General features: G+C 60.5%; 10 protein-coding genes. 4 read left to right on the forward strand and 6 right to left on the reverse strand.

Annotated features, from left to right (window positions below):
- The first annotated feature begins 32 nt into the window (after nucleotides 1–32).
- Nucleotides 33–959 carry a GGDEF domain-containing protein gene (locus C4J92_RS17800; protein ID WP_124404784.1) on the forward strand — a complete coding sequence of 309 codons (927 nt, stop codon included), beginning with the start codon at nucleotides 33–35 and terminating at the stop codon, nucleotides 957–959.
- A 21-nt stretch (nucleotides 960–980) separates the two neighbouring features.
- Here C4J92_RS17800 and C4J92_RS17805 read toward each other — a convergent pair whose 3' ends face one another.
- The 6 genes from C4J92_RS17805 to C4J92_RS17830 form a co-directional block, all read right to left on the reverse strand.
- Nucleotides 981–1,754: a TenA family transcriptional regulator gene (locus C4J92_RS17805; RefSeq protein WP_372238399.1), complete on the reverse strand. Its 774-nt coding sequence runs from the start codon at nucleotides 1,752–1,754 to the stop codon at nucleotides 981–983.
- Nucleotides 1,755–1,830: 76 nt separating this feature from the next.
- Nucleotides 1,831–4,293, reverse strand: a complete 2,463-nt coding sequence (locus C4J92_RS17810; protein ID WP_124404785.1) for an EAL domain-containing protein — start codon at nucleotides 4,291–4,293, stop codon at nucleotides 1,831–1,833.
- 71 nt (nucleotides 4,294–4,364) lie between these two features.
- Nucleotides 4,365–6,182: an ABC transporter ATP-binding protein gene (locus C4J92_RS17815; RefSeq protein ID WP_124404786.1), complete on the reverse strand. Its 1,818-nt coding sequence runs from the start codon at nucleotides 6,180–6,182 to the stop codon at nucleotides 4,365–4,367.
- Complete coding sequence (locus C4J92_RS17820; RefSeq protein ID WP_177413203.1) at nucleotides 6,175–6,777, reverse strand: DsbA family protein; 603 nt, start codon at nucleotides 6,775–6,777, stop codon at nucleotides 6,175–6,177. Before C4J92_RS17820 ends, C4J92_RS17815 begins: the two co-directional genes overlap by 8 nt.
- A gap of 36 nt (nucleotides 6,778–6,813) precedes the next feature.
- On the reverse strand, nucleotides 6,814–7,755 hold the full coding sequence (locus C4J92_RS17825) for a rhodanese-related sulfurtransferase (RefSeq protein ID WP_124367761.1): 942 nt from the start codon (nucleotides 7,753–7,755) through the stop codon (nucleotides 6,814–6,816).
- Between the two features lie 155 nt (nucleotides 7,756–7,910).
- The gene (locus C4J92_RS17830) at nucleotides 7,911–10,817 is read right to left on the reverse strand and encodes an RHS repeat-associated core domain-containing protein (RefSeq protein ID WP_124404788.1); all 2,907 of its coding nucleotides are present in this window, start codon (nucleotides 10,815–10,817) and stop codon (nucleotides 7,911–7,913) included.
- A 193-nt stretch (nucleotides 10,818–11,010) separates the two neighbouring features.
- Here C4J92_RS17830 and C4J92_RS17835 point away from each other — a divergent pair, with 193 nt between their 5' ends.
- From C4J92_RS17835 to C4J92_RS17845, 3 genes are read left to right on the forward strand one after another with little or no spacing between them, the layout of a single operon-like run.
- A complete protein-coding gene (locus tag C4J92_RS17835; RefSeq protein WP_124404789.1) occupies nucleotides 11,011–13,839 on the forward strand; it encodes a Tc toxin subunit A in 2,829 nt (942 codons plus the stop codon).
- Nucleotides 13,840–13,841: 2 nt separating this feature from the next.
- Entirely contained in the window at nucleotides 13,842–18,653 is a 4,812-nt protein-coding gene (locus C4J92_RS17840) for a neuraminidase-like domain-containing protein (protein WP_124404790.1), read from the forward strand.
- Entirely contained in the window at nucleotides 18,650–23,233 is a 4,584-nt protein-coding gene (locus C4J92_RS17845) for a SpvB/TcaC N-terminal domain-containing protein (protein WP_124404791.1), read from the forward strand. Before C4J92_RS17840 ends, C4J92_RS17845 begins: the two co-directional genes overlap by 4 nt.
- Nucleotides 23,234–23,291: the final 58 nt, after the last annotated feature.

The following is a 23,291-nucleotide window of genomic DNA, read 5'->3' on the forward strand; positions in this document are numbered from 1 at the left end:
AAGACAGTCATGTGCTTAGAGGCCGCCTACGTATGAAAACACCGACCCAGACCAACGCAATTGACTTTGACAGTGCCAAATTGCAACGCCTGGGGTTTGGTCAGCCGTCCCTTCGCCCCCATCGCCCCGCCACCCTCGGTCAGCTTCGCCAGCAACTGAACCAGCAATTGCAGACCAGCCTGGAACCGGAACGCATCCTCGGCTTGTTCTTCCGTGAAGTGCAACGCCTGGTGCCGCTGGACGCCCTGCAATACCGCTACGCGATCAGCGACCTGCGCCTGGAGTTCGGCCATCGCGGCCATCATTCGATGAGCTACACCTTGAGCCATGAGGGCGAACACTTGGGCGAACTGGTGTTCCGTCGCAACCAACGCTTCCTCGAAGAGGAACTGGGCCAGCTCGAGTCTCTGCTCGCAACGTTGCTTTACCCAATGCGCAACGCCCTGCTCTACCGCGCCGCCACCCGCAGTGCCCTGCGCGATCCTTTGACCGAAACCGGCAACCGTGTGGCCATGGACCAGACCTTGCAACGGGAAATTGACATGGCTCGGCGCCATATGCACCCGCTGTCCCTGTTGATGCTGGACATCGATCACTTCAAGAAGATCAATGACACCCATGGTCATGCCGCCGGCGACAGCGTATTGCGCGCCGTGGCCGCAGCGATCAAAAGCCAGTTGCGCAACGTGGACATGGTGTTTCGATTCGGCGGGGAAGAATTTCTGATCCTGCTCTCCAACACCGGGCGCGATGCGGCGCGAATGGTCGGCGAGCGCCTGCGCCAGGCGGCACAAGCCCATGATTACTGGGTGGAGGGTACGCAGGTCGACTTGACGGTAAGCCTCGGCTGTTCGACGTTATTGGCGGCCGAGTCGGCGGAAAGCCTGCTGCGCCGGGCCGACAATGCCTTGTACGTGGCCAAGCGCGAAGGCCGCAACCGCTTGGCAATGGCGGGGTAGAACCCCGCCATCACGGGTGCATCACGCCTCGCTGGCGACGCGCGCCTGGCGCTCACGAACGAGTACGGGCGCCTTTTCTTTCTCTTGTTCCAGGCGCATGCAGCTTTCCAGGAACAGGTACATATAGTCGTAGCTCTTGCACACCGCCTGGCGCAACTCCACCTGCAGAGCCGAGCTCGGGTTCGTGCCGGCCAGGGTGCAGATGATTTCCAGGGCTTCCCAAGGGTGCGCGTCATCATACTGGGCGTGCATCTTCAGCCACTTCATCGCGCGTTTGCGTTCTTCCTCCGGGAAGGCGGCAGCATACACGCCAGTGGAACAGACCACGGCAGACCACTCCCCGGTGGCGCCCTCGATGGCATAGTTGGTGGCGGCAATCGCAACGATCAACGAATCCGCCGAACTGGTGTGCCAGCACCAATGACTCAATGCGTGCAACTCCGGTGGCACGTCCTGTGCCTGCAGCTCTTCGAGACTAACGCCGTGGGCACGCGCCCAATGCACCCAATAATCGGCGTGGTTCAATTCCACGCGGATATTGCGCATCAGCCAGCGTCGCGCCATGTCCTCCCCCGGATGGCGGGCAAACTTGGTCTTGGTGAGGTTCTGTGCCATGTACAAGGCGAACTGCTCCACCACGGGCCAGCCACCGATCAGGTAGTGGCGCATGGTCTTGGCGCTGAGCGTGTTATCGCGCATGCGTTGGTACAGTTCGTGTTCGACAACCCGACGCTTGCTCTCGCTACAGTCCTGGATCAATTGCTGCGCCCAGGCGGGGTAACTCGAGGCTTCCATAAGCGGGCCGGTTCTGTTGAAGGTGTCGATCACTGTAGGGCTCCTTTTTAAGTGTGATGTACAGACCAGCAAAGTTTCAGCGGAATGTGCCGGGCGCCTTGAATAACAGGGGCTGCGGCCGCGCAGGTCGGCACTGCAGGCTATCGAAGGTAAACAATTGCGGACGTTCAATCAGATAGCCCTGAGCGTAGTCCACGCCTATCTCAAGTAATGCCTGTTCGATCTGCGACGTTTCAACAAATTCGGCGATAGTGCGCTTACCCATCACATGGCCTATGTGATTGATCACTTCGACCATGGCGCGGTTAATCGGGTCGTCCAGCATATCCTTTACGAAACTTCCATCGATCTTCAGGAAGTCTACAGGTAAATGTTTGAGATAGGCGAACGAGGACATTCCGGCACAAAAGTCATCCAGGGAAAAGTGGCAACCTAACGCTTTGAGTTCATTAATAAAACGAATGGCACTGCCTAAATTGGCGATAGCGCTTGTCTCGGTTATTTCAAAACAAATCATTTCCGGAGGGATGTTGTAAGTGCCGAATTTCTCACGTAAAAAACCAAGAAAATCGTCATCGCCAATGGTTATTCCTGACAGATTAATCGCACACATGGCCATAGGTCGGCCCGGACGCTCGTGCATGCAACGCGCGATGATCTTGAAGACGTTCTCCACCACCCACCGGTCCAGGGAAGTCATCAAGCCGTAACGCTCGGCCGCCGGAATAAAACTGTCGGGCAGAATGATTCGCCCCGCCTCGTCGTGCAGCCGCAGGAGAATTTCGATGTGCCCATTGCCCGCTTCGGTATGGCCCAGAGGCGAGATTTCCTGGGAGTACAGGCAAAAACGATTCTCTTCCAACGCCATGTGCAAGCGCTGTACCCAGGCCATTTCGCCAAAGCGCAGGGACAGCTCCGAGTCATCGGCGTGATACACCTGCACTCGGTTACGCCCCTTTTCCTTGGCCATGTAGCACGCCATATCGGCGGCGCGCAGGGACGTTTCCAGGGTGGTCGGGGTGTGTGAGATATGCACCAGGCCGATGCTGACGGTGGTCATGAACGGCCGGCCCTTCCACACGAAATGCAGGTTCTGCACGGTATGACGCAGGCTCTCGGCGATCTTCTCGGCCACTGGCGCCGGGCAGTTCTCCAGGAGGATGCCGAACTCATCGCCGCCCAGCCGCGCCAGGGTATCGCCTTCGCGCAAGTCCGATTGCAGCAGCGCGCAAATGTGCCGCAGCAACTCGTCACCCGCAGCGTGGCCGCAGGTGTCATTGACCAGCTTGAACTGGTCCAGGTCGAGAAACATCAAGGCATGGCGGCCGTTTTGCTGGCGTGTCACCTGCTGCAGTACCTGCTCCAGGCGGTATTCGAATTCACGCCGGTTGGCCAGGCCAGTCAAGGCATCGTGGGTCGCCTGCCAGGAAAGATTGGCGATGTACTGGCGCTCCTGGGTCATGTCATGCAGCACCAGCACCGCGCCACTGACCTTGCCGGCGCTGCGAATCGGCGCGCCCACCAGGGTCACGGAAACGGTGCTGCCGTCCAGGCGCTGGATCAACTTGGAATGTTCACTGCCGCCACTGAGTTCGCCCTTGATGATGTGCTCGATCAGGGTGAAGCCGTCCGGCTCGGCGTTTTCATCCAGCAACTTGAACAACGCCGCCAGCGGCAGGCCCTGGGCCTGGGCCGACTGCCAGTGGGTCAGCGCTTCGGCGGCGGGATTCATGTAGGCAATCGCACCGTCCACGTCGGTGGTGATGACACCGTCGCCAATCGACTCCAGGGTAATCTGCGCCCGCTCCTTCTCCGCCTGCAGGGCATCGGCAAACGCATGACGCTGGGCCAGCAACTTATGCGTGCGCAGCAGCGCCAGCACGATCAGCCCCAGGGCCGTGGCCAAATTGGTGATCAACAACAGGCGCAGGATCATCCGCGACCCTTCACCCAGGGCATCACTGAACGCCTTGGCTGCCGGTGTCACACCTTCGTTGATGGCCGTGATGCGCGCCTTCCACAGGCGCACATCGTCAGCATTGACCCGATCGGCAGCAACGGCGTCATGCATTGCCTGGGCGAGGTCGTCCAGCTGCAACAAGTAGCCGTCGCCCACCGTCCAGAGCTCGATGGCTTTTTCCAGGTAACTGAAATGGCGGAAGTTGAGGTACAGCCAGATCAGGCTGGAGACGTCGTCCGGGTGGTTGCCACCCTTGATGATGCCCTGGCGTGCGGCGGGGATATCCGGGGTGGGACGGTCCAGCGCAACGCGCAATTCATGCCCGCCCTGGGGCACGGCAATCGCTTGCTGATATTTGAGGTAAGTGGCGGCTTCGCGGTTATCGGCGTAAAGGGTCAGGTAGTAGATGGCGTCCTTCTGGCCCTTGGACCACAGACTTTCGCCAGCCACATAGCCACGCACCGCCGAGAGCACGTAGAGACTGACGCAGCCTAACAATGCCTGGAACAGCACGACGGCAATGAAGGGCCAGACAATGCCCAGCAACCGTGGCGTTCCGAGAGTCCGCTTTTGCTTCATGAAGTCCCTTGCACATGCACAGCTCAATACGCACGCGAAAATCCGCTCCCGATCGCACAACCTAAGCCAAATCAGCGCACTTGTTGCAAGTGTCCATACAATTTGGCGTACAGCCCCCCGTCGGCAATCAATTGCTGATGTTCGCCATCCTCGGCGATACGCCCGCCATCGAACACCAACACCCGATCCGCCTGTTTCACCGCTGAAAGGCGGTGGGCGATGATCAGTGTAGTACGCCCGCTGAGAAACCGCGCCAGTGCCTGGTGCAGGTTGTACTCGGTGGCCGCGTCCAGCGCCGAGGTGGCTTCATCCAGAATCACCACCTTGGGCTCGGCCAGCACCATGCGCGCGATGGCCAGGCGTTGCCGCTGGCCACCGGAAAAGCGCACGCCAGAGCGACCCACTATGCTGTCCAGGCCTAACGGCAATGCCTTGACGGTAGCCTCCAACTGGGCGATTTCCAGTGCCTGCCAGCACGCCTGATCCGTACGCTCGCGGCCCATTGTCAGGTTGGCGCGCACGGTATCGTTGAACAGTGCCGGGTGTTGCAGCACCACCGCGACGTTTTCGCGAATGGTCGCCAGGCCGATGTCCTGCTGGGTCGCGCCGCCAAAACGGATGCTGCCGGCCTGGGGTGTGTAGAGGCCCAGCAACAGTTGTACCAGGGTACTTTTGCCGCCGCCGCTGGCGCCGACAATCGCCACCTTCTCCCCCGGTGCGATGGCCAGGTTCAATTGGTCGAGCACCAGGTCATCGCCGTAGCCGAAGTCCAGGCCGCGCACGTCGATGCCAACGGTTGCACGCCCGGTGAACGGATCGCTACCCCCGGCGTACTGCGGCTCGTCGGCGCGGGCCAGCAGCTCGTTGATGCGGGTCAATGCGCCGCCTGCCGCGTAGTAGGCATATTGCAGGTTCAGCAATTGCTCCACCGGGCCGATCATGAACCACAGGTAGCTGAACACCGCCAGCATCTGGCCGATGGACAGGTCGGAAAACAGCACGGTGAGCATCGCCGCTGCGCGAAAAATGTCGATGCCGAACTGGAACAGCAAGCCACTGGCACGGCTGGACGCGTCGGTCTTCCATTGCGAGTGAATGGCGTAGTCGCGCACTTCCTGGGCACGCTGGCCCAGGCGCCCGAGGAAAAAGCCCTGGCGGTTGCCGGCGCGCACTTCCTGGATGGCGTCCAGGGTTTCGGTCAGCGCCTGGGTGAAGCGCGAGGTGCTGTCGTTTTCCAGTTTCTTCAAGTGTTTGACGCGCTTGCCCAACTGCACCGTGGCGTAGATCACCAGCGGGTTGAACAGCAGGATCAGCAGCGCCAGTTGCCAGTGCATCCACACCAGGATGGCCGAGGTGCCAACCAGGGTCAGCATCGCCACCAGAAAGCGGCTGAGGGTTTCGCCGACGAATTTGTCCAGTGTGTCCAGGTCGGTGACCAAGTGGGTGGTCACCGTGCCGCTGCCCAGGCTTTCGTATTCGCCGAGGGAGATGCGCTTGAGCCGCTCGATCAGCCGCACGCGGATGCGGTAGACGATGTCCTTGGCCAGTCGCGCAAACAGCCGCGCCTGCACCACGTTGAACACCAGTGCGCCGCAGCGCAGGACCAGGGTCACCCCCAGCATCAGGCCGATATAGCCGGCGGCCTGCTGCCAGCCCAGCGGCAAGGCGTGGTTCATCACCTTGAGCGCGGCATCGCCACGGCCCAACAGCACTTCGTCGACCAACAGCGGTAACAGCAGCGGGATGGGTACGCTGCACAAGGTCGCGAGCACGGCCACGCTGTTGGCGATCCACAGGGATTTCCTGTGGCGCAGGGCCAGGCGGCGAATTTCCGCCCAGGTCAGGCGGTCGGTGCGCTTGGGTTCAGGCGTGTCGGGCTGATCATGCACAGGTGGCGCGCTCCAGCCATCGCCCCAGCAATGGCGACAATTCGGACAACGGCTGGTAGCCATTGGTCAGCAGCGCCAACTGGCCATTGCGCTCGGCCAGCAAGGTCGGGAAGCCCGCGATGCCCAGGTCCTGTACCCAGGTGAAATCGGCGGCCGTGGCCGCGTGCTGTTCGGCGCGGTCGAACTCGCCGGCAAACTCGATACGCGGAATACCGGCCTGCTCGGCCAGTTCCACCAGCACATGGGCAGAGGTGACGTCACGGCCTTCTACATAGAACGCGTGCTGGATCAGCCCAAGCAGCTTCCAGGCGCAATCGGGCGCCAGGCTGCGCGCCGTGACGATGGCGCGGCACGCAGGCTCGGTGTCATAGACAAATCCATCGGGCAGCGCGCCTTCGCGCCTGAACGGCTGGCCGGTGGCGTCAGTCACCGCCTGCCAGTGCTCGAGGATATAGCGCCGGGTGTTCGGCTCCAGCGCCGCGCCGCTGCCGGTGCGCAAGCCGCCCACCACCAGGTGCAACTCCACACCGCCCGCCCGGGCCTGCTCAACCAGCGCCTGCGCCACCGGGGCAAAGCCCCAGCACCAGGAACACATCGGGTCCATCACATAGAGCAGGCGCGCGGGCATGGTTCAAGCCTCGGAAGGGGTTTGCTTGTAGTTGAAGCCAATCGGGTGCGGCATATTGCGGGCCTTGGCCAGTTCGATCTGCTTTTGCCGGTCGATGGCGCTGCGACGGGTTTTCTCCGGCAGCTTATCCCAGCAATGCGGGCAACTGATGCCGGCCACGTAGTGCTCGGACGCGCGGTCTTCGACGCTGACCGGTGTGCGGCAGGCATGACATTGATCGTAGTCGCCTTCGCTCAAGTCGTGGCGCACCGTCACACGATTGTCGAAAACAAAGCAGTCGCCCTGCCACTTGGTCTCTTCCTGCGGCACCTCTTCGAGGTATTTGAGGATGCCGCCCTTGAGATGATAGACCTCGTCAAAGCCCTCACTGAGCATATAGCTCGAGGCTTTCTCGCAGCGAATGCCACCGGTGCAGAACATGGCGACTTTCTTGTGCCTGGCCGGGTCGAAGTTGGCTTTGATGTAGTCGGGGAATTCGCGAAAACTGGTGGTTTTCGGGTCGATCGCGCCTTCAAAGGTGCCAATCGACACTTCGTAGTCGTTGCGGGTGTCGATCAACAGCACTTCGGGATCGCTGATCAGCGCGTTCCAGTCCTTTGGGTCGACGTAGGTGCCGACCTGTTTATTCGGGTCGACGCCGTCGACGCCAAGGGTCACGATTTCTTTCTTGAGCTTGACCTTGGTGCGGTAGAACGGCTGCTCGTCGCAGTACGACTCTTTGTGGTCGATGTCGTCCATGCGTGGGTCGTTCTTCAGCCAGGCCATCAGGCCATCGATGCCTTCGCGGCTGCCGGAAACGGTGCCGTTGATGCCTTCTTCGGCGATCAGCAACGTGCCCTTGATGCCGTTGTCGACCATCGCCTGCAACAGTGGCTCGCGCAGGGCAACGTAATCTTCAAGGGTGACGAACTTGTACAGTGCCGCCACGACGATAGGTTGGGTCATGGGTGTTCTCTCCAGGTGGCTACCCTCGTAAAGGGTGAACCGGATAAAAAAACGCGCCGGCCAGGCGGCGCGGCGCGCATTCTAGCAAAACCACGCCGCCGCCGCATCGACACACAGCCGCTGATATTGCCTCGACATCCTGGCGGCGATCGACTTCAGCGGTGTGGGTTGCGTACGCCCTCCACTCGGTACTTCTGGCCGCCGAGGTGCTTGAACATCAAACGATAGGCACTGCGACCACGAGAAGCGGCGTAACCGTGCAAGTCAGCAGACCACAGTTGATCTCTGTGGAGATGCCAATGAACCGCGCCAAAACGCCCTTCCTGCAAATGACTGAGGGTCAGGGCGATACTGCGGTCCTCGCGGCTCGACGAACTGATATCTCCAAGCACCTCGGTATTGATCTGCATCCGTGGAGCAGCGCCTCTTATCGCCCTCGGCACCCTCATCGGCAGTTGGGCCTGCGCTTGCCGACCACCGCGTGCGCGACTGGAACCGGCAACCTGTGTCGTCGCCCCCACCTCGAACGTGCTTGCGCCCGCCTGCTGACCACTCGCGGCAGCGGACTCACGCCCTGGTCTTCGCAGCAGTGCCGCGCCATAGCCCATGCGTTTCAACTCAGGCATCGGGTTACGACTGTCCATCAGTACGCCCTCGACGCCCCCCGATTCACCCACAGGCCCCGCATAGCCATAGATGGCCCCTTCCGATGCATGGAGGTAAAGGGACATGCCTCCCTCAGCAGGGCGGCGCGCATAGGCAAAATTCACCAGCCGCTCCGTTTCTTCGTGACTCAACCGCGCCTGCTGCGCCAACTTGATCGCCAGCTCTGAAATATCCCTGGCGAATTGTTCTTCCACTTGTTCGGCGGCCCTTGCCACGGCCTGCGGTTGCATTTGCAGATAGGCATTCAGGCGACTGGTACCAAACAGTACACCGCCCACCAGAGCCCCGATGGAAGCCCCCACCGTCGCATTCCCAAGCAGCGCCCCCACGCCCAGGCCCAGCAAGACCAAAAGCAGGAGGATTACAGTACCGCCCTGTATTTGGGTATTTTCCACATCGGCCGGCAGCAGCCCCATTGAATCAACGAGTGTGATCGGGTTGTTGAACGCCATGAGATAGGGATTCAACTCTGCCCCGTCCCCCAGGGGGTCGGGGTTTATCCAGCGCTGTAACCAAGGGGCGTAGTAGCGGAAACCGTAGTAATACAAGCCGCTGCTGTCACGCTCTTTGCCTGAATATCGGCGCGTCTTGCAGCGACCCTCCACCTCGCTGCGCGATGCCCACCACGCCGTCCCTCCATAGGGAAAATAACTCTCCTGGCTCAATAACTCTGCCTGTTCGCCCAACTCCAGCCCATGACTCGATTGCTGATCCGTCAGGCAAAAGCGCAGGGTTGCATCGGCTGCTCCCTCGTCGAGCCCCTGCTCCCATTGCACGACCTCAACCGTGCACCGCGCCACTTCAAGACGCACAACATTCAGCCGGCGCAACGGTCGATGGCGAATTTCCAGGCCTGGCAGGTAATACACACGCGCCGTCTGCCGACTGCCGGCGACCTGCTGGTGCGTGAGCTTGAGCGCACGCTGGCCGTCGCCTGCGTACACATAGGCCTCCTCATCCGGGTCCCCCTCCTCTCGCAGAATCGTCGTGACCTTGGTCAACTGATTACGCACGTTCCACGCCATCGGCAGGCCACGCCCCAGCTGTTGCTGATTGCCATTGGCATCAAAACCCTGCGCCCACTCGTCAACCGGATGCTCGCTCGACAACGCACGATTACTGCCAGTTGCGACCTGCATGTCGCGGGTATAGCCGACACCACTGGACGGCACATGGCGCAGCCGGGTCAGGTTGCCCCCCTCGTCATAGGCATAGTGCTGGGTATAGTTGCGCCATAAACCGGCGTCGGTCGAACCGAACGAAATACGCGCGGGCAGTGCCGGGCCGATGGCGGCGGCAGTACTTTCCCGGCCTGTGGCCTGGGTCAGTTGGTACAGCGAGTTGTACTCATAGCGACAGGAGGCATCTACTTGCGTGTTGTGGCTCCACCTGGTCGGTTGTGCCTGATCCTGCAGGCTTGAAACATTTCCCACGGGATCATAGTCGTAGCTCAAATCCTGTAGCGGCGCCGCCCGCTCGTTTTTGCGGTACGCCATCAGCCGGTGCATACGGCCATCCTCGGCCCGATAGGTGGCCAGGCTACTCACGCCATTGCCCAGCAGGGCCGTCTCCACCTGGCCGGCGGCAGTGTAGACGTAGCCCTCTACCACGGTCTTGCGCGTACCACTCTTCAAGGTGAGGTGAATATTTTTCGCCTGCCCGTCCAGCCCATAGGCGAACTGTCGGGCATTGCCCTTGGCGTCGAGCTGTTCCACCGTGGCGCCCAGGGCGTCGAACGCCCAGCGTGTGGTGTAAAGCTCAGGTTGCAGTTGCTGGTCCTGATCGGCCGGGGCAAGCGGCCAGTCAACAGTGCCCGGGGCCTCGCGAAACCGCCGGGTTTGGCGCAGCACCTGCCCGGTCATCCCATAGGCGTCGAACACCTGCGTGCCCGCCGGGTCGGCATGGCGTACCAGGCGGCCACTGCGGTTAAGTGCGCGGTGCTCAGGCGTTGGCGCGGCATACACCAGGCGTTCGACACACCGGAGTCGCGCTTCGTCGGCAGTTTGTTCGAACACCGCCACCGGACGCTGCAAGGTGTCGTAGTCGTGGCGCTGATAGGCACCGCGGCCGTCCCAGGCATGCAACAGCTGTCCCGAGGGCGCCGCCAGCATCAGCCGCATGCCGGCGTCCACATCGTTGCTGCGGATCAAGCTACCAGACAGGCTGTACACCGAAGCCTGATTCGCCGCAGTCAACGGTTCGCGCAATTTAAGGGTAGAAAGGCGCGGGTCCCACTGCTCAAGCAAAAGGCCGCTGGCCCCATAGACTTGACGCCTGACACGGGCCGTCGGCGCAGCCTGGGAGGTCGCGCACAGATAAGCGACGCTGCGCACGGTCAATCCGCGGGGGTCGAAGGCCGCAAGCGAGGGCGTGTTTCGATGAAGTGAAGCAGACATGATCACATGACCTGAATTGCACAATGGTCAGCAAAGCCTAGGGTTCATGCCTGCACAGAGGTGGTATCGGTGTATGGATGCCGCAACCGGCGGGGGCCGACGCAGCCTGTAAATAGCTATGCCTGGCCCCGCTGACCTGCGTGATAGCGTTTTTCATTGCCCGCCGGACCCATCGGCGGGCGTGAAGGAACGTATGAATATGCAAGCCGACAGCAGCTCCTTGCTCGCTCAACTGATTGATCACGCACACCCTCCCGCCCCCGGTCGGGACGATTTCAACACCGCGCTGCAGCGCCTCGACATTCATTCGGTATTCGACATTGTGCGCCTCAGCGAAAAGGCCTTCGCAGAGCAACTGGCCACCTGCAACGATGACGATGCCCACGCGATATACCGCAAGGCCAAGAGCGCTGCAGCGCAACTGGAAAGGTTGTTTCGCGAACAGCAGGTCTCGTCGCAGTGCCCTACCCTGCGCGCTAAACGCGATGTCGCCGCCGATACCGATGCCACCTACCAGGCCTTGTTCAACGAAAATCGCGAACAGTTCTGCGCCAACGCGTCCATTGCCGCGGTCGATTCTCCGGCTGCCTACCTGCGCGCGCTTTATCTGTTCGCCCTGCAACTGGAACAGAATGCCAAGGGGGCCGACGTGCTCAAGCTGTCCGCCCGGCGTGCAGACCTCGAGGACCTGTTGATCGACCAACACAGCGTTACGGGCCAGGTGCCCATGTTGTCGATCATCAATCAGACCTTGCTCAGCAATATCGCCGACGCCGACGACGCCTACTCGCTGCTGAGCAACACCTGGTACCCGTTTTCACTGCCGTATCATTTCCACCACCAGCAATGCCGGCTGGGCTTGTCGGGCGACAAGCCGATGTTGGGTGAGTTGAACTATCGCATCAGTCGCCAGTTGCCCCTGGCGGGAGCAACCAGCACTTACGGGCAAGTCGTTACCCGCAACAATGAGGTGCAATGCCTGTTATCCGGGCTGAGCCCTGAACAACAGGCGCTGCTGAAAAGAGACTGGGTAACGGCGCAGGGCGCGCCAACCTTCTATCGCACGTACTTCAACTGGACGGCTGAAAAGGGGCCGGAAGACGTCACTGATTTCCTGCAGCATACGCAACTGGATGCCGAACAACTTCAAGCGCTGCTGGCACAGCAGACACAAGCACCGCGCCAATCGCCAAATTGCAAACAGCCCACCGGCCTCACTTACGGTGCCTGTTACATCAACGGCGCGCTTGCATCTGCCCCCACACTCGCGATCAGCCTGAACAAAGACGCCCCCGCCAAGCTGGTCAACGTGAGCCTTGAACGCTTCGACAGGCTGCAACGGATGATTCGCCTGCAGCGCTGGCTCGGCCTGCCTTTCGCGCAACTGGACACGTTGCTGGTCAGCGCGATGCGCTGCGAAGGCGCCAGCAACCGCGCGCTGCTGATCACCCATAACACCCTTCGGGCGCTGGGGGTCTTTTGCTATCTGAGCAAGCGCTACAGCCTGCAAGCCGAAGAGTTTGCCGCCTGGCTCCATCAGTTGCCCGTTCACGGTTCGGGTGAGCGCGTGTCGTTGTTCGATCAGGTGTTCAACCGCGTGGGTTCGGCCCTGCCTGCGCTGTGTCTGGACGAGCAGGCATTCGACGCAACCACCCGCCAACAACTCTGCGCCGCGCTGGGCCTGCAAGACACCCAGGACTCGCTGCAACTGCTGATCGCCGATGAGCCCGAAACCCGCACGGTCGAGACCGTCAGCGCACTCTATCGGCAAGCGCGAATCGCTCGGCTGTTCGGCTTGTCGGTCATGGAATGCCAGCAACTGCTGCAGTTGCCCGGCACGACGGCCTTTCTTACGCAACTGCGTCACCCAACGCTCAGACGCAAGCCGAAGGGCGCGGCTGACTTTCTCGATATGCTCATGCACCTGGAATGGGCCAGCCGTTGGCTCAAGGAGAGTGGCAACAGCCTGTCACTGTTGAGGCACCAGCTATTGCTCGATCAGCAGGTCCAGGACCCGACCATCAACCTGCTGTTGAAAGAGTTCGCGGCCTATGATCAGGCTTCTCTCTCCAAACAGCTGAACCTGCTTGAACTTCCCCAGCAACCCGCTGATGAAGCCGTTCGCTTGCCCGCCGTGGACTGGGAAGCCCTGGCCCAGCAAATACTGCAACGGATGCGCTCAAACACGAGCATTGAGGAGGCGGTCGAGGAAGCGCTGTCCGCCATTGCCATCAGCACGGACACTAATCGCACAACCTACTATATCGAGAGAGCCAAACCCAAGCTTCGTACCCTGATGGAGACGGTGCGTAATGAGTTCTGGGCGCTGTATCTGCGCCTCAAAGAGATCATCCGCGCCGTACCCCGGCTGCCAGGCGATGCCAATGGTCATCAAAAATATGACCATCACAGCCATTTCCTGCGCCTGCACGCGCCTGCAGCCCCACCCCTGCAAACCCTCGGCTATCTGATATTGCTGCTCCCCCACGCCGTCGATGTTCTGCAATTGCCGCTCAGCCGCCAGGCGCTTGATCAGTTTCTGATAAACCCGCACTGGCTGGACAGTGGCTATCAAGCGTCTTCGGTCCTTGAACTGAACCCGCACACCCTCTACCTCATTCAGCAGTTCAACCATTGCATCGAGCGTTTTGGCCTGACGGAAGGACAAATTCTCGATTACTTCGAACAGGCCAACGCGCAGCCCAATCGCGCGGCACAACACAACACTGAAGAAACCAGCGAGCATCTCGCCCGACTTTTTGGCTGGAGTGCCAGCGAAATAACCGTCTTCAGCAGCCAACTGAACCCTCCACGCATTACCTCCATGGATCGCCTGGACTGGCTGCTGCGCTGCCGCCAAGCCAGCACTGCAACCGGCCTGTCGGCCACCCTGCTGATTGCAGCCAGCCAACTTGAAACCAACTCGACGTTCGCTCAATGGAAGGCCGTCGGTGAGGCGCTCACGAGTGCCCATGCCTCTCCCGTCAACACGCCTTTTCCTACCGACCTGCTCAAGGACTGATCATGTCTCACTCGCTTGACCAACAGCTTAATGAAAGCCTGCGCGACGCCATGCTCGCGTACTACCTCACCCATAAAGTGCCTGATGCGCTTAAGGCAACCATCGGCAATGCCGATGACCTTTATGCGTATTGGCTACTCGACGTACAAGTCAGCCAAGCCGTGCCGACCAGCCCGGTAGCCTGCGCCATTTCCAGCCTGCAGCAATACATCAGCCGTATTGAACTGGGCCTGGAGCCGGGCTATGCCCATCAGGGCATGACCGCGCAACAAAACAAGATCTGGCGCGAACAGTTGCACACCTACCCGCTGTGGAGTGCCAGTCAGCAATTGCACTACCACCCGGCCAACTATCTGGACCCGACGTTACGACGGAACAGGACCGACAATTTTCACCAGTTGCAAAACGACCTCAGCCAATACCGAATTCAAGCGGACACCGTCGCCACGGCGGTTCAGCAGTATCTGGCCAGGTTCGAGGAAACCGCCAACATACGCACACTCAACGGCTATATAGACGCCGACTTGAACAACCTGCACAGCGGCACCTATTACTTCGTCGGTAAATCCACCTCCGAGAACACCTATTACTGGCGCTCGCTGGACCTGTCCAGGCGCTCAGGCGCGATGCTCTTGCAGGACGCCTGGTCAGACTGGAAAAAAATCAACCTGTCGGTCTCCGACGCCACCGCCGAGCAAAGTATCCGGCCGGTGTACTTCAATAGCCGGCTATTTTTCATCTGGGCCGAGTGCATCAAACCCACCCCGTCCAGTTCGTTTAAGCCGGCGCGATCGGATTCGGAGGAAAAGGAAGATCTGGCCGATTGGATCAACACCCACTACGTCAAATTCCGGCTCAATTTTTCGTATAAGAAGCATGACGGCAGTTGGAGCGTGCCTCAGGCGTGCATTGAGCAATATTGCGCCACCGAAGACGTTAACGCATCCAGTTCGGAGCTGCTCAAAGGCATTACGCAAACGGTGGCAATCGTCGACAGCAAGAGCACGCCCGTGCTTTTTTTAAGTGTGCTCGCTACCAGCCGTAAAGATCCTAAACAGCAGGATAATTTCATTGGCAGGTTTTTCCAGGCCGTCCATATCGACCAGTCCTTCACTATCACCACCGTCGCCGATGGCGGCAGCCCCGGACGCTATAGCGTGCTGCCCGGCTCAGCGCTGGCCGAAGAAATAAACCGGCTGATGGAACCCTTCGACCCGTCCCAGAAGACCGAAGTACAGGCCATACTCAAGGGTGAGCTGCAGAGCACTAACGGGTATTACAGCGAATTGCTGCCTGACAGCGCCCGGCAATTTCTCACGCTCTTCGCTCACAAGAACCAGGGCAACCTGCAGTTTAAAATAGCGCCCAAAGCCGACTACGAGATTACTATCGCGTCGCAAATGATTTTCGAAGAAAACGACCATTGGAATTTTGAAAAAAAACAGACAAACATAAAAAACACCGATACCACTGACGTTTCTTTCGATTCAAACACTCAGGAACTTGTGTTCTCTTCTACTCTCAGTGGCCGTTTCCAGCACCAGTACGCCGTCATCTTAGATAAACAGCAGGATGTCACTATCAAGCTGATGACCCATGATGCGCTGGATGACCCCAAAGCCACTCAACTTAAACTGAGCAAGGGCTCTATGATCAGCGGTGCCTCCACACAGCAGAGAACTGAGTACTGCGCACTGTATTTAAAAAATTCGACCACCCATGAGGAATTCCCTAACGCTGTAAGTGATGCTGACGGCGCACTGTTTACCCATCGAACAGACGCGCAAAACAACCTTTTGCTGGACGGTAACTATGTCGACAAAAACGCTTTCGTAAATTTATACACACACAAACAGTTCCATATCAACCTCGACCGTTATCACGTCTATACCAGTCCAGAGGATAATAAAAACAAGCTGCATTCGGAAAACACACTGATAGTCCGAAAGGCAAACGTGACCACGCCCAACTTACGCGCCTATAAACACGTCATCATGAGTGCGAACTTCAAAGACTACCCATTCACCGAAAACATCACTGCCAACTCCCATCGCATCATCAGTTTCCAGGACACCGCTCACGAAAGCCTCACCGGGTCCAGTCCCGAATTGCCTGACGGGCATCGGGTCACGACGCGCATTCCGGTGACGCAGGCGCAGATGAAGTCCGGTTTCACCCTGCTACATGGGGTGGTGACGCTTGAGCCTGGCGAAGGCGGCGCGAAAATCCTCGGCTATGCATTGAATACGGCAACCCTGACGCTGACCACACCTGTTTCTGACCCCACGCTCAACCCGCAACTGGCGCCGACGATCAAAAGACTCGAATCGGGCGAACTCGGCACCGCTGAATTCATCGACTTTTCCAACAATTCGGCAAGCCTGCCTGCCGACATGCCCGCCACCCTGCGCATGAATACCTGTATTGCCGCCAAGCTGGTCCAGGCGGCCAATGTCAGCCTTGACCATTTGTTCTCGTTAACGCCAGAAACCTGGAAAGAGCCGCCACTCACACCTGGCGGCACAGCAGAAGACATCGACTTCACGGGTGCTAACGGCAAGTACTTCTGGGAGCTGTTCCTGTACGCGCCCTGGCTGATAGCCCATCGCCTGAATCAGGAGCAACGCTATGCCGAAGCGCAAGCCTGGCTCGGCTACCTGTTCGACCCTGGGCGCGTCGCCGATGCGTCCAGCAAACGGCCTGCCTTTTGGGGTATGCGCGAACTGGCCCGTGAAGAACGGCTGCCCGGCTACACCAGCCACGATCCCCACGAACTGGCGATACGCTCACCCGTGCATTTTCGCAAGGCGCTCTACCTGTTTTACCTGGACATTCTGCTCAATCGCGGCGATGCAGACTATCGCCAGCTCACCCCGGACAGCCTGACCCAAGCCAAACTCTGGTACACCCGAGCCCAGCATTTCCTTGGCCCACGCCCCAGGGTCAGCATCACTGAACCGTGGGCGCAGATCACCCTTGGCGCGCTGGCCACGCAGGGCTCTGAGGCCCTGGCCAAACTTGAGCAAACCAACCCGACCATCGACGTCAACCTGTCGGTCGAAGGCGATGCACTGCCTTGGCTCACGGACACCGATAATCTGCGCCTGCCTTTCAACGCCGAACTGGTGGCGCGCTGGGACAAGCTCGAAAGCCGTCTGCATAATCTGCGGCACAATCTGGACATCACCGGTAAACCCTTGCACCTGCCGCTCTACGGGGCGCCGCTGTCGCCTCTCAAACTGCTGGCCGCCCAAGGCCAAGGGGCCTTCGGCGAAAGTGGTGCCGCGCCGTTCGTCGACGCGCACGTCGGCCATTATCGCTTCCAGGTCATGTCGGGCCACGCGCTCACGGCCGCCGAAGCGGTGATTCAATTCGGCAGTACGGTGCTGACCCTGATTGAACGCAAGGAACAGGCGGAATATCTGGAGTTACAGCAACAACAGGCGTGGGACCTGGCCAATATCGTCGTGACCCAGCAAACCCAGGCGTTGCAGATCGACGCAAGGAACCGCCAGGCACTCGACGCCAGCCGACGCATGATCGAGTCGCGGATGCACTACTACGCACACCAGCTCACCGAAGGCATCAGCCCCGGCGAATCCCAGGCAGGCTTGCTCTACCTGATCAGCACCGGGTTCGACACCGCCGCTTGCGCCGCCGCCGCCGCGGCCGGCGTCGCGATGGTGGCACCGAATATCTTCGGTACCAGTGTCGGCGGCTCGCGTTGGGAAGGCCCGTTCTATGCTGCCCAAGCCATCGCCCAAGGCGTTGCCACGGCGCTGCGCGGCACCGCCGCAGACTTGGATCGTTCCGAGCAATTCAACCGCCGGGCGCAAGAGTGGGCCCATGCCCAGGAGCAGGCCCGACTCGAACTGGCCCAGGTCGATGCCCAATTACAGGCCTATGCCGAGCAGGAAAAAGCCACGCGCCTGCAATTGCGCCTGGCCCAGACCTCCCTGGCCCAAGCCTGGTCGAACTATCAATTGTTGGCCAAGCGCTTTTCCAAGGCACAGCTGTATGACTGGCTCAACGCTCAGTTGAGCACGTTCTATTACCAAGTCTATGACCTTAGCCTTTCCCTGTGCCGCAGCGCCCAGGCGTGCTGGCAGTACGAGATAGCGGACTATGCGCGCACGTTTATCCAGCCTGGCGCCTGGAACAACAACTACCGAGGCTATCTGGCGGGTGAAGCCCTGAAGCTGTCGGTGTTGAACATGAACGCGGCCTATTTGAACCATAACGTGCGGGATCTGGAGATCGTCAAGACCATTTCCCTGCGCCACCGCCTGCACGAGTGCGAGCTCTCCCCCCCCGCAACCGACACCTCCCAGACGCCGCCTCCCACGACTGAAGAGAAGTGGACTGCTCATAAACGACAACTGGTCACTAAAGGCACGCTGTGCTTCAAATTACCCGCGGCACTGTTCGAAGAGGATTACCCCGGGCACATCCTGCGACGGATCAAGGGCATCAGCGTATCGTTGCCCGCGACCCTGGGCCCCTATGAAGACATCAAGGCGATACTGACCCAGACCCGCAACCAAATCGAACTGCCCACCGGCGAGCAGCGCACGGACCGGCGTGCCCATCAGCAAATCGCACTGTCCACCGGGCTGGATGACAACGGCCTGTTCACCCTCACGTTCGACAGCAACGAGCGTTACTTGCCGTTCGAATACACGGGGGCCATCTCCGACTGGACCCTGCAATTCCCCAACCCGAGCGGGCAAAAAGCCGTCCTGGAATCCATCAACGATATTGTCATTCACCTGCGCTACACCGCCAGGGCAGCTGCCAGTAGGGGTCAGGCATGAGCGACGACACTTCCCTGCTACAGGTCAATACCCCGGCCCTGCCCAAAGGCGGTGCGGCCATCCAGGGCACCGGCAAGGGCTGGGGCGATATCGGCTCCAGCGGTACGGCAAGCTTTGAAATTGCCTTGCCGATTTCGCCCGGGCGTGGCTACGCGCCGGCCATGTCGCTGACCTACCACAGCGGCGCCGGTAACGGCCCCTTCGGCCTGGGCTGGGGGGTGCCCCAGCCTGCCGTCAGCCGGCGCACCTCCCATGGCGTGCCTGGCTACACGATGCACGATGTGCTGGTGGGCCCCGACGCGCAAATCTGGCTACCGGAACGCGACGCCGAGGGCGCGATCATCAGCAGCAGCCACGCGGCATTCAATGGTTTGCCACTGCCCATCGCGTATACGGTCACCCGCCACTTCCCCAGGGTCGAGGGCCGCTTCGACCGTATCGAACATTGGCAATCGGCAACCGACACGGCCGGCTTCTGGTTGATACAGGGTGCCGATGGCAGCCAGCACTTTTACGGAAAAACCGCGCTGGCCCGGATTGCCGATCCGGACCAGCCGCACCATGTGGCGCAGTGGTTGTTGCAGGAAAGCCTGAACGCCCACGGCGAGCACATTTATTATCACTACACGAAAGAAACCGACACCGCGCGCTACCCCAGGGACTGCCGCGCCCGGCATTACCTGCAAAGCGTCTGCTACGGCAACTTCACCGCCAGGGAGCAGGAGCAGCTTTACCTCTGGCAGACCGACGATGAACCGGACGTGGGCTGGCACTTTCAATTGCTCTTCGATTATGGCGAACGCGCCCTCGAACTGGATATGCGCCCGACGTATCGGAAAATCCAGGACTGGCCGGCACGCCCCGACCCCTGCTCGGATTTTGCCTTCGGCTTCGAGTTACGCACCCTGCGCCGCTGCAGCCAGATCCTGATGTTTCACCACTTCCCCAAAGAAACGCAAATGGGTGCCGACCCGGTGCTGGTCCAGCGCCTGCTGCTGGAATACCGCCTCTCCTCGCAAGTCAGCCTGTTGAGCGCGGTGCATGAGCAAGCCTTCAACAGCGCGGGCAACAGCGTGAGCCGCCCGCCGCTGGAGTGCCTTTATGAGTCGAGCCAGCTCAAGGTTGACCCTGGCCGCTACCAGGCATTCGCTGCATTGCCCAAGCCGCATGGCGGCGCTCGTTATCAACTGGTGGATCTGTATGGCGAAGGCCTGCCCGGTGTGTTGTACCGCGCAGACAAATGTTGGTATTACCATGAACCGCTCAGGCCGCAACACCCGCGCACCCGCGACGAGGTGACCTACGGCGCGGCCGTAGAGTTGACGCGACTGCCGGTGGCCGACAGCACCCGGCCCATCCACCAGGCGCTGGCCGATGTGACCGGCGACGGGCGTTTGGACTGGCTGGTGGCGGGCCCCGGGATGAACGGCTTTTTCAGCCTGGACGAACAGCGCAACTGGTCAGCCTATACGCCGTTCGATGCATTCCCGTCGGAATTCTTCCACCCGCAGGGCACGCTCGCTGACTTGATGGGGGCAGGCCGTCATGATTTTGCGATGATCGGTCCGCGTAGCGTGCGCCTGTATGAACATCGCCGGGCATCCGGCTTCGCACCCGCCACCGAGGTGCCGCATGGGCCCGACGATGGCTTGCCGGTCATTTCCTCCTCGCCCAACGAACTGGTGGCGTTCAGCGATGTACTCGCCACCGGCCAACAGCATCTGGTGCGTATCCGGCATAACGAAGTGAAATGTTGGCCGAACCTGGGTCGCGGCCGTTTTGGCCGGGGGTTCGTATTGGCCACGCTGCCGTTGCGTTATCAAACGTTCAACGCGGCGCATGTACTGCTCGTCGACCTCAATGGCGGTGGCGCGGCAGACCTGCTGTATTTGAGCGCCGCTCACCTGAGTATTTTCCTCAACAAAGGCGGCAACGGCTTCGAGACACAAGCGATCAACGTCCCGTGGCCAGAGGGCGTGCAGTATGACGACCACTGCCAGGTCAGCGTTATCGACGTGCTCGGTCTGGGCTGTCCGAGCCTGATCCTGACCGCTGCCCACCAGACCTCCATCCACTGGCGCTATGACTTTTTCAGCCACAAGCCCTGGCTCCTCAGGCGCACCGATAACAACATGGGCGCCCAGGCGTTGATCAACTATCGCAGCAGTGCCCAGGAGTGGCTGGACGAAAAACGCGAGCTGCATGCCACGGGTCAGCCTGCAATCAGCCGGTTACCCTTTGCGCTGCTGCTGGTCAGCCAACAAAACCAACGGGACGAGATCACCGGCAACCAACTGACCCAGCGCGTGAGCTATCGCCAGGCGTATTACGACCGCCTGGATCGCGAGTTCCGTGGCTTCGGGCTGGTGCTGCAAACCGACACCGAACGCCGCAAGGACGCACGCAACCCGCCAGGTTCCAGCGCAGCCTTGCGCAGCAAAACCTGGTTTCATACCGGTCGCTCCCTTGACATGCCCACCCTCGACCAAAGCCCTCATGACCCGCAAGCCAAGACCCTCGGGCGCACGCTGGTAAGCCGCTACAGGGCGACGGCCCAGGCAGGGCCACTGGATCATCACGACGACTTGATCAGCGATCCTGCGCCGGCGCTGGCACGCGAGGCGGCCCGTGCACTGAGTGGCAGTGTGCTGCGGGTCGAGGTGATGGCGGCGGACCCGGCGCACGCCGCCGTACCCTACTCGGTCAAACACCAGCGGTATCTGGTCCGCGAACTGGCGCCGGCCAGTGCCCATACGCCCTACGCCCGGTTGCTGCCATTAGCCCTGGAGTCGATCAGCTATCAATATGAAGGCGTGGCAGACGATCCCCTCTGCCAGCACCAGATCAACCTGCGCTGGGACGCCTATGGTTACCTGGTGCATGGCGTGACCCTGCATTATGCGCGCCGTACCACCGCCAGCGATCCGCCACCCGCCGTGCTGGTGAATGAGCACCAACAACGCTGGTGGCGCGATACCCATGACAGCGCGCAACAGTTCTATTACCTGAGCGAAACGCTGGCACAGCCGATTCACCTGGACGGCGCACAGCAGTGGCGCCTGGCCTTGCCCTACCGCCAACGAAACAACGCCCTGGTGCTCGGCAAAGCGCCGGCGCCTGGCGGGCTGGCCCCCGCGCGCATCACCTATGAACGGTTCATCGACACTCGCGACGGGCCATTGGCCGCAGGGGCTTTGCGCACACTGAGCGGCTTGTCGGTGCAGCGCTACCGGCAGGCCGGTGGCTTAGGTAAAACCCTGGACCCCGGCGTCGCCACAGCCCAGGCACTGACCGATTACCTGGAAACCGCCGAGCTGGATGACCAGGCCTTGAAGGTTTACAACGACATCCCGGCCATGCCCAACCAACCCACGGTGGACCTGGTGCAAACGCTCACCGAGAGTGGCTATCGCACCATGGCGATGTTTTTTCTGTTCGACGGCGAGGCGCCGCCCGCGCAAAACCGCCTGTGGTCGATTTGCCGCCACTTTCCCCGTTATGACAAGCCCAGCCGGTTTTGTCGGTTGAGGGCGCTGCGGGCCACCAAGGCCCACGGCCAAACGACCCTTCAATACGACGCCTACACCCTGCAAACCCTGCGGGTGAAAGCCCCCGACGATTGCGTGACCGTAGCCGAATACGACTATCGATTGCTGCTGCCGACAAAAATCGTCGACCCAAACGGCACGGTTCAAGAGGCGCTTTATGACGGTTTTGGACAGTTGCTTGCCAGCAGCTTTCACGGCCATGAACAAAGCCTCAGGGTGGGCTTCGCCGCGCTGGACAGCTACCGTCCGCTCAAGCATGTAACGCCTGGGTCTGCCATCGAACAGGCGCAAAGCGTGTTGCAAGACATGGCCAGCGCGCACTGCTACGCCCCATTCAGTTGGATGGGCAGCATCGACCCGGCCCAGGTCAAGCCCGAGTGGATTACCAAAGGCTACCTGCTCCCCGGCGGGCATATCCGCATGAGCGCGCGATTGCGCCTGAGTGACGGTCGTCAAACGCTCAGCGACAGCGAAGTACAACTCAAGGCGTTGATCGATGCGGCCAGCCGGACGCCGGTACATGGGCTCGTGCTGCAAGCCGACCGCTACCCCGGCGATGCCGAGCGACAGGTGCGCATGACCTTGACCTGCTGGGATGGCTTCGGCCGTTCATTGCAGACCAAGCAGAAGACCGAACCAGGCCCGGCCCATGCGGTCGACGAGAAGGGCGACCTGTTGGTCGACAAGCTGGCGGATGCATCCGGCATCTTGAAGCAGCAGCTGCGCCAAGTGCATGCCGACCCCCGCTGGCGCGTCAGCGAACGTGTCGAATACAACAACAAGGGCTTGGTCATACGCCTCTACCGCGCCTACTTCGCCAACAGCCACGCCTACGTCAATGACCACTCCATGCGCGAGCTGGGCCACAGCGACCGGCAATTGTATGACCCTCTCGGTCGCCCGACACAGACACTCACCGCAGGAGGATTCATGCGGCGTACCACCTATTGGGCCTGGTACACCGTCAATGAGGATGAAAACGACACCTACGACGAGCTGCACCCCGCCCAGGTACTGACTGACAACCCCTGAGGGCTGTCTATATGTAAACAACTTTTGGTAACACGCAAACATGGGCCGCCGCGACGGC

Source organism: Pseudomonas sp. R3-18-08 (assembly GCF_003852065.1).
Classification (GTDB): Bacteria; Pseudomonadota; Gammaproteobacteria; order Pseudomonadales; family Pseudomonadaceae; genus Aquipseudomonas.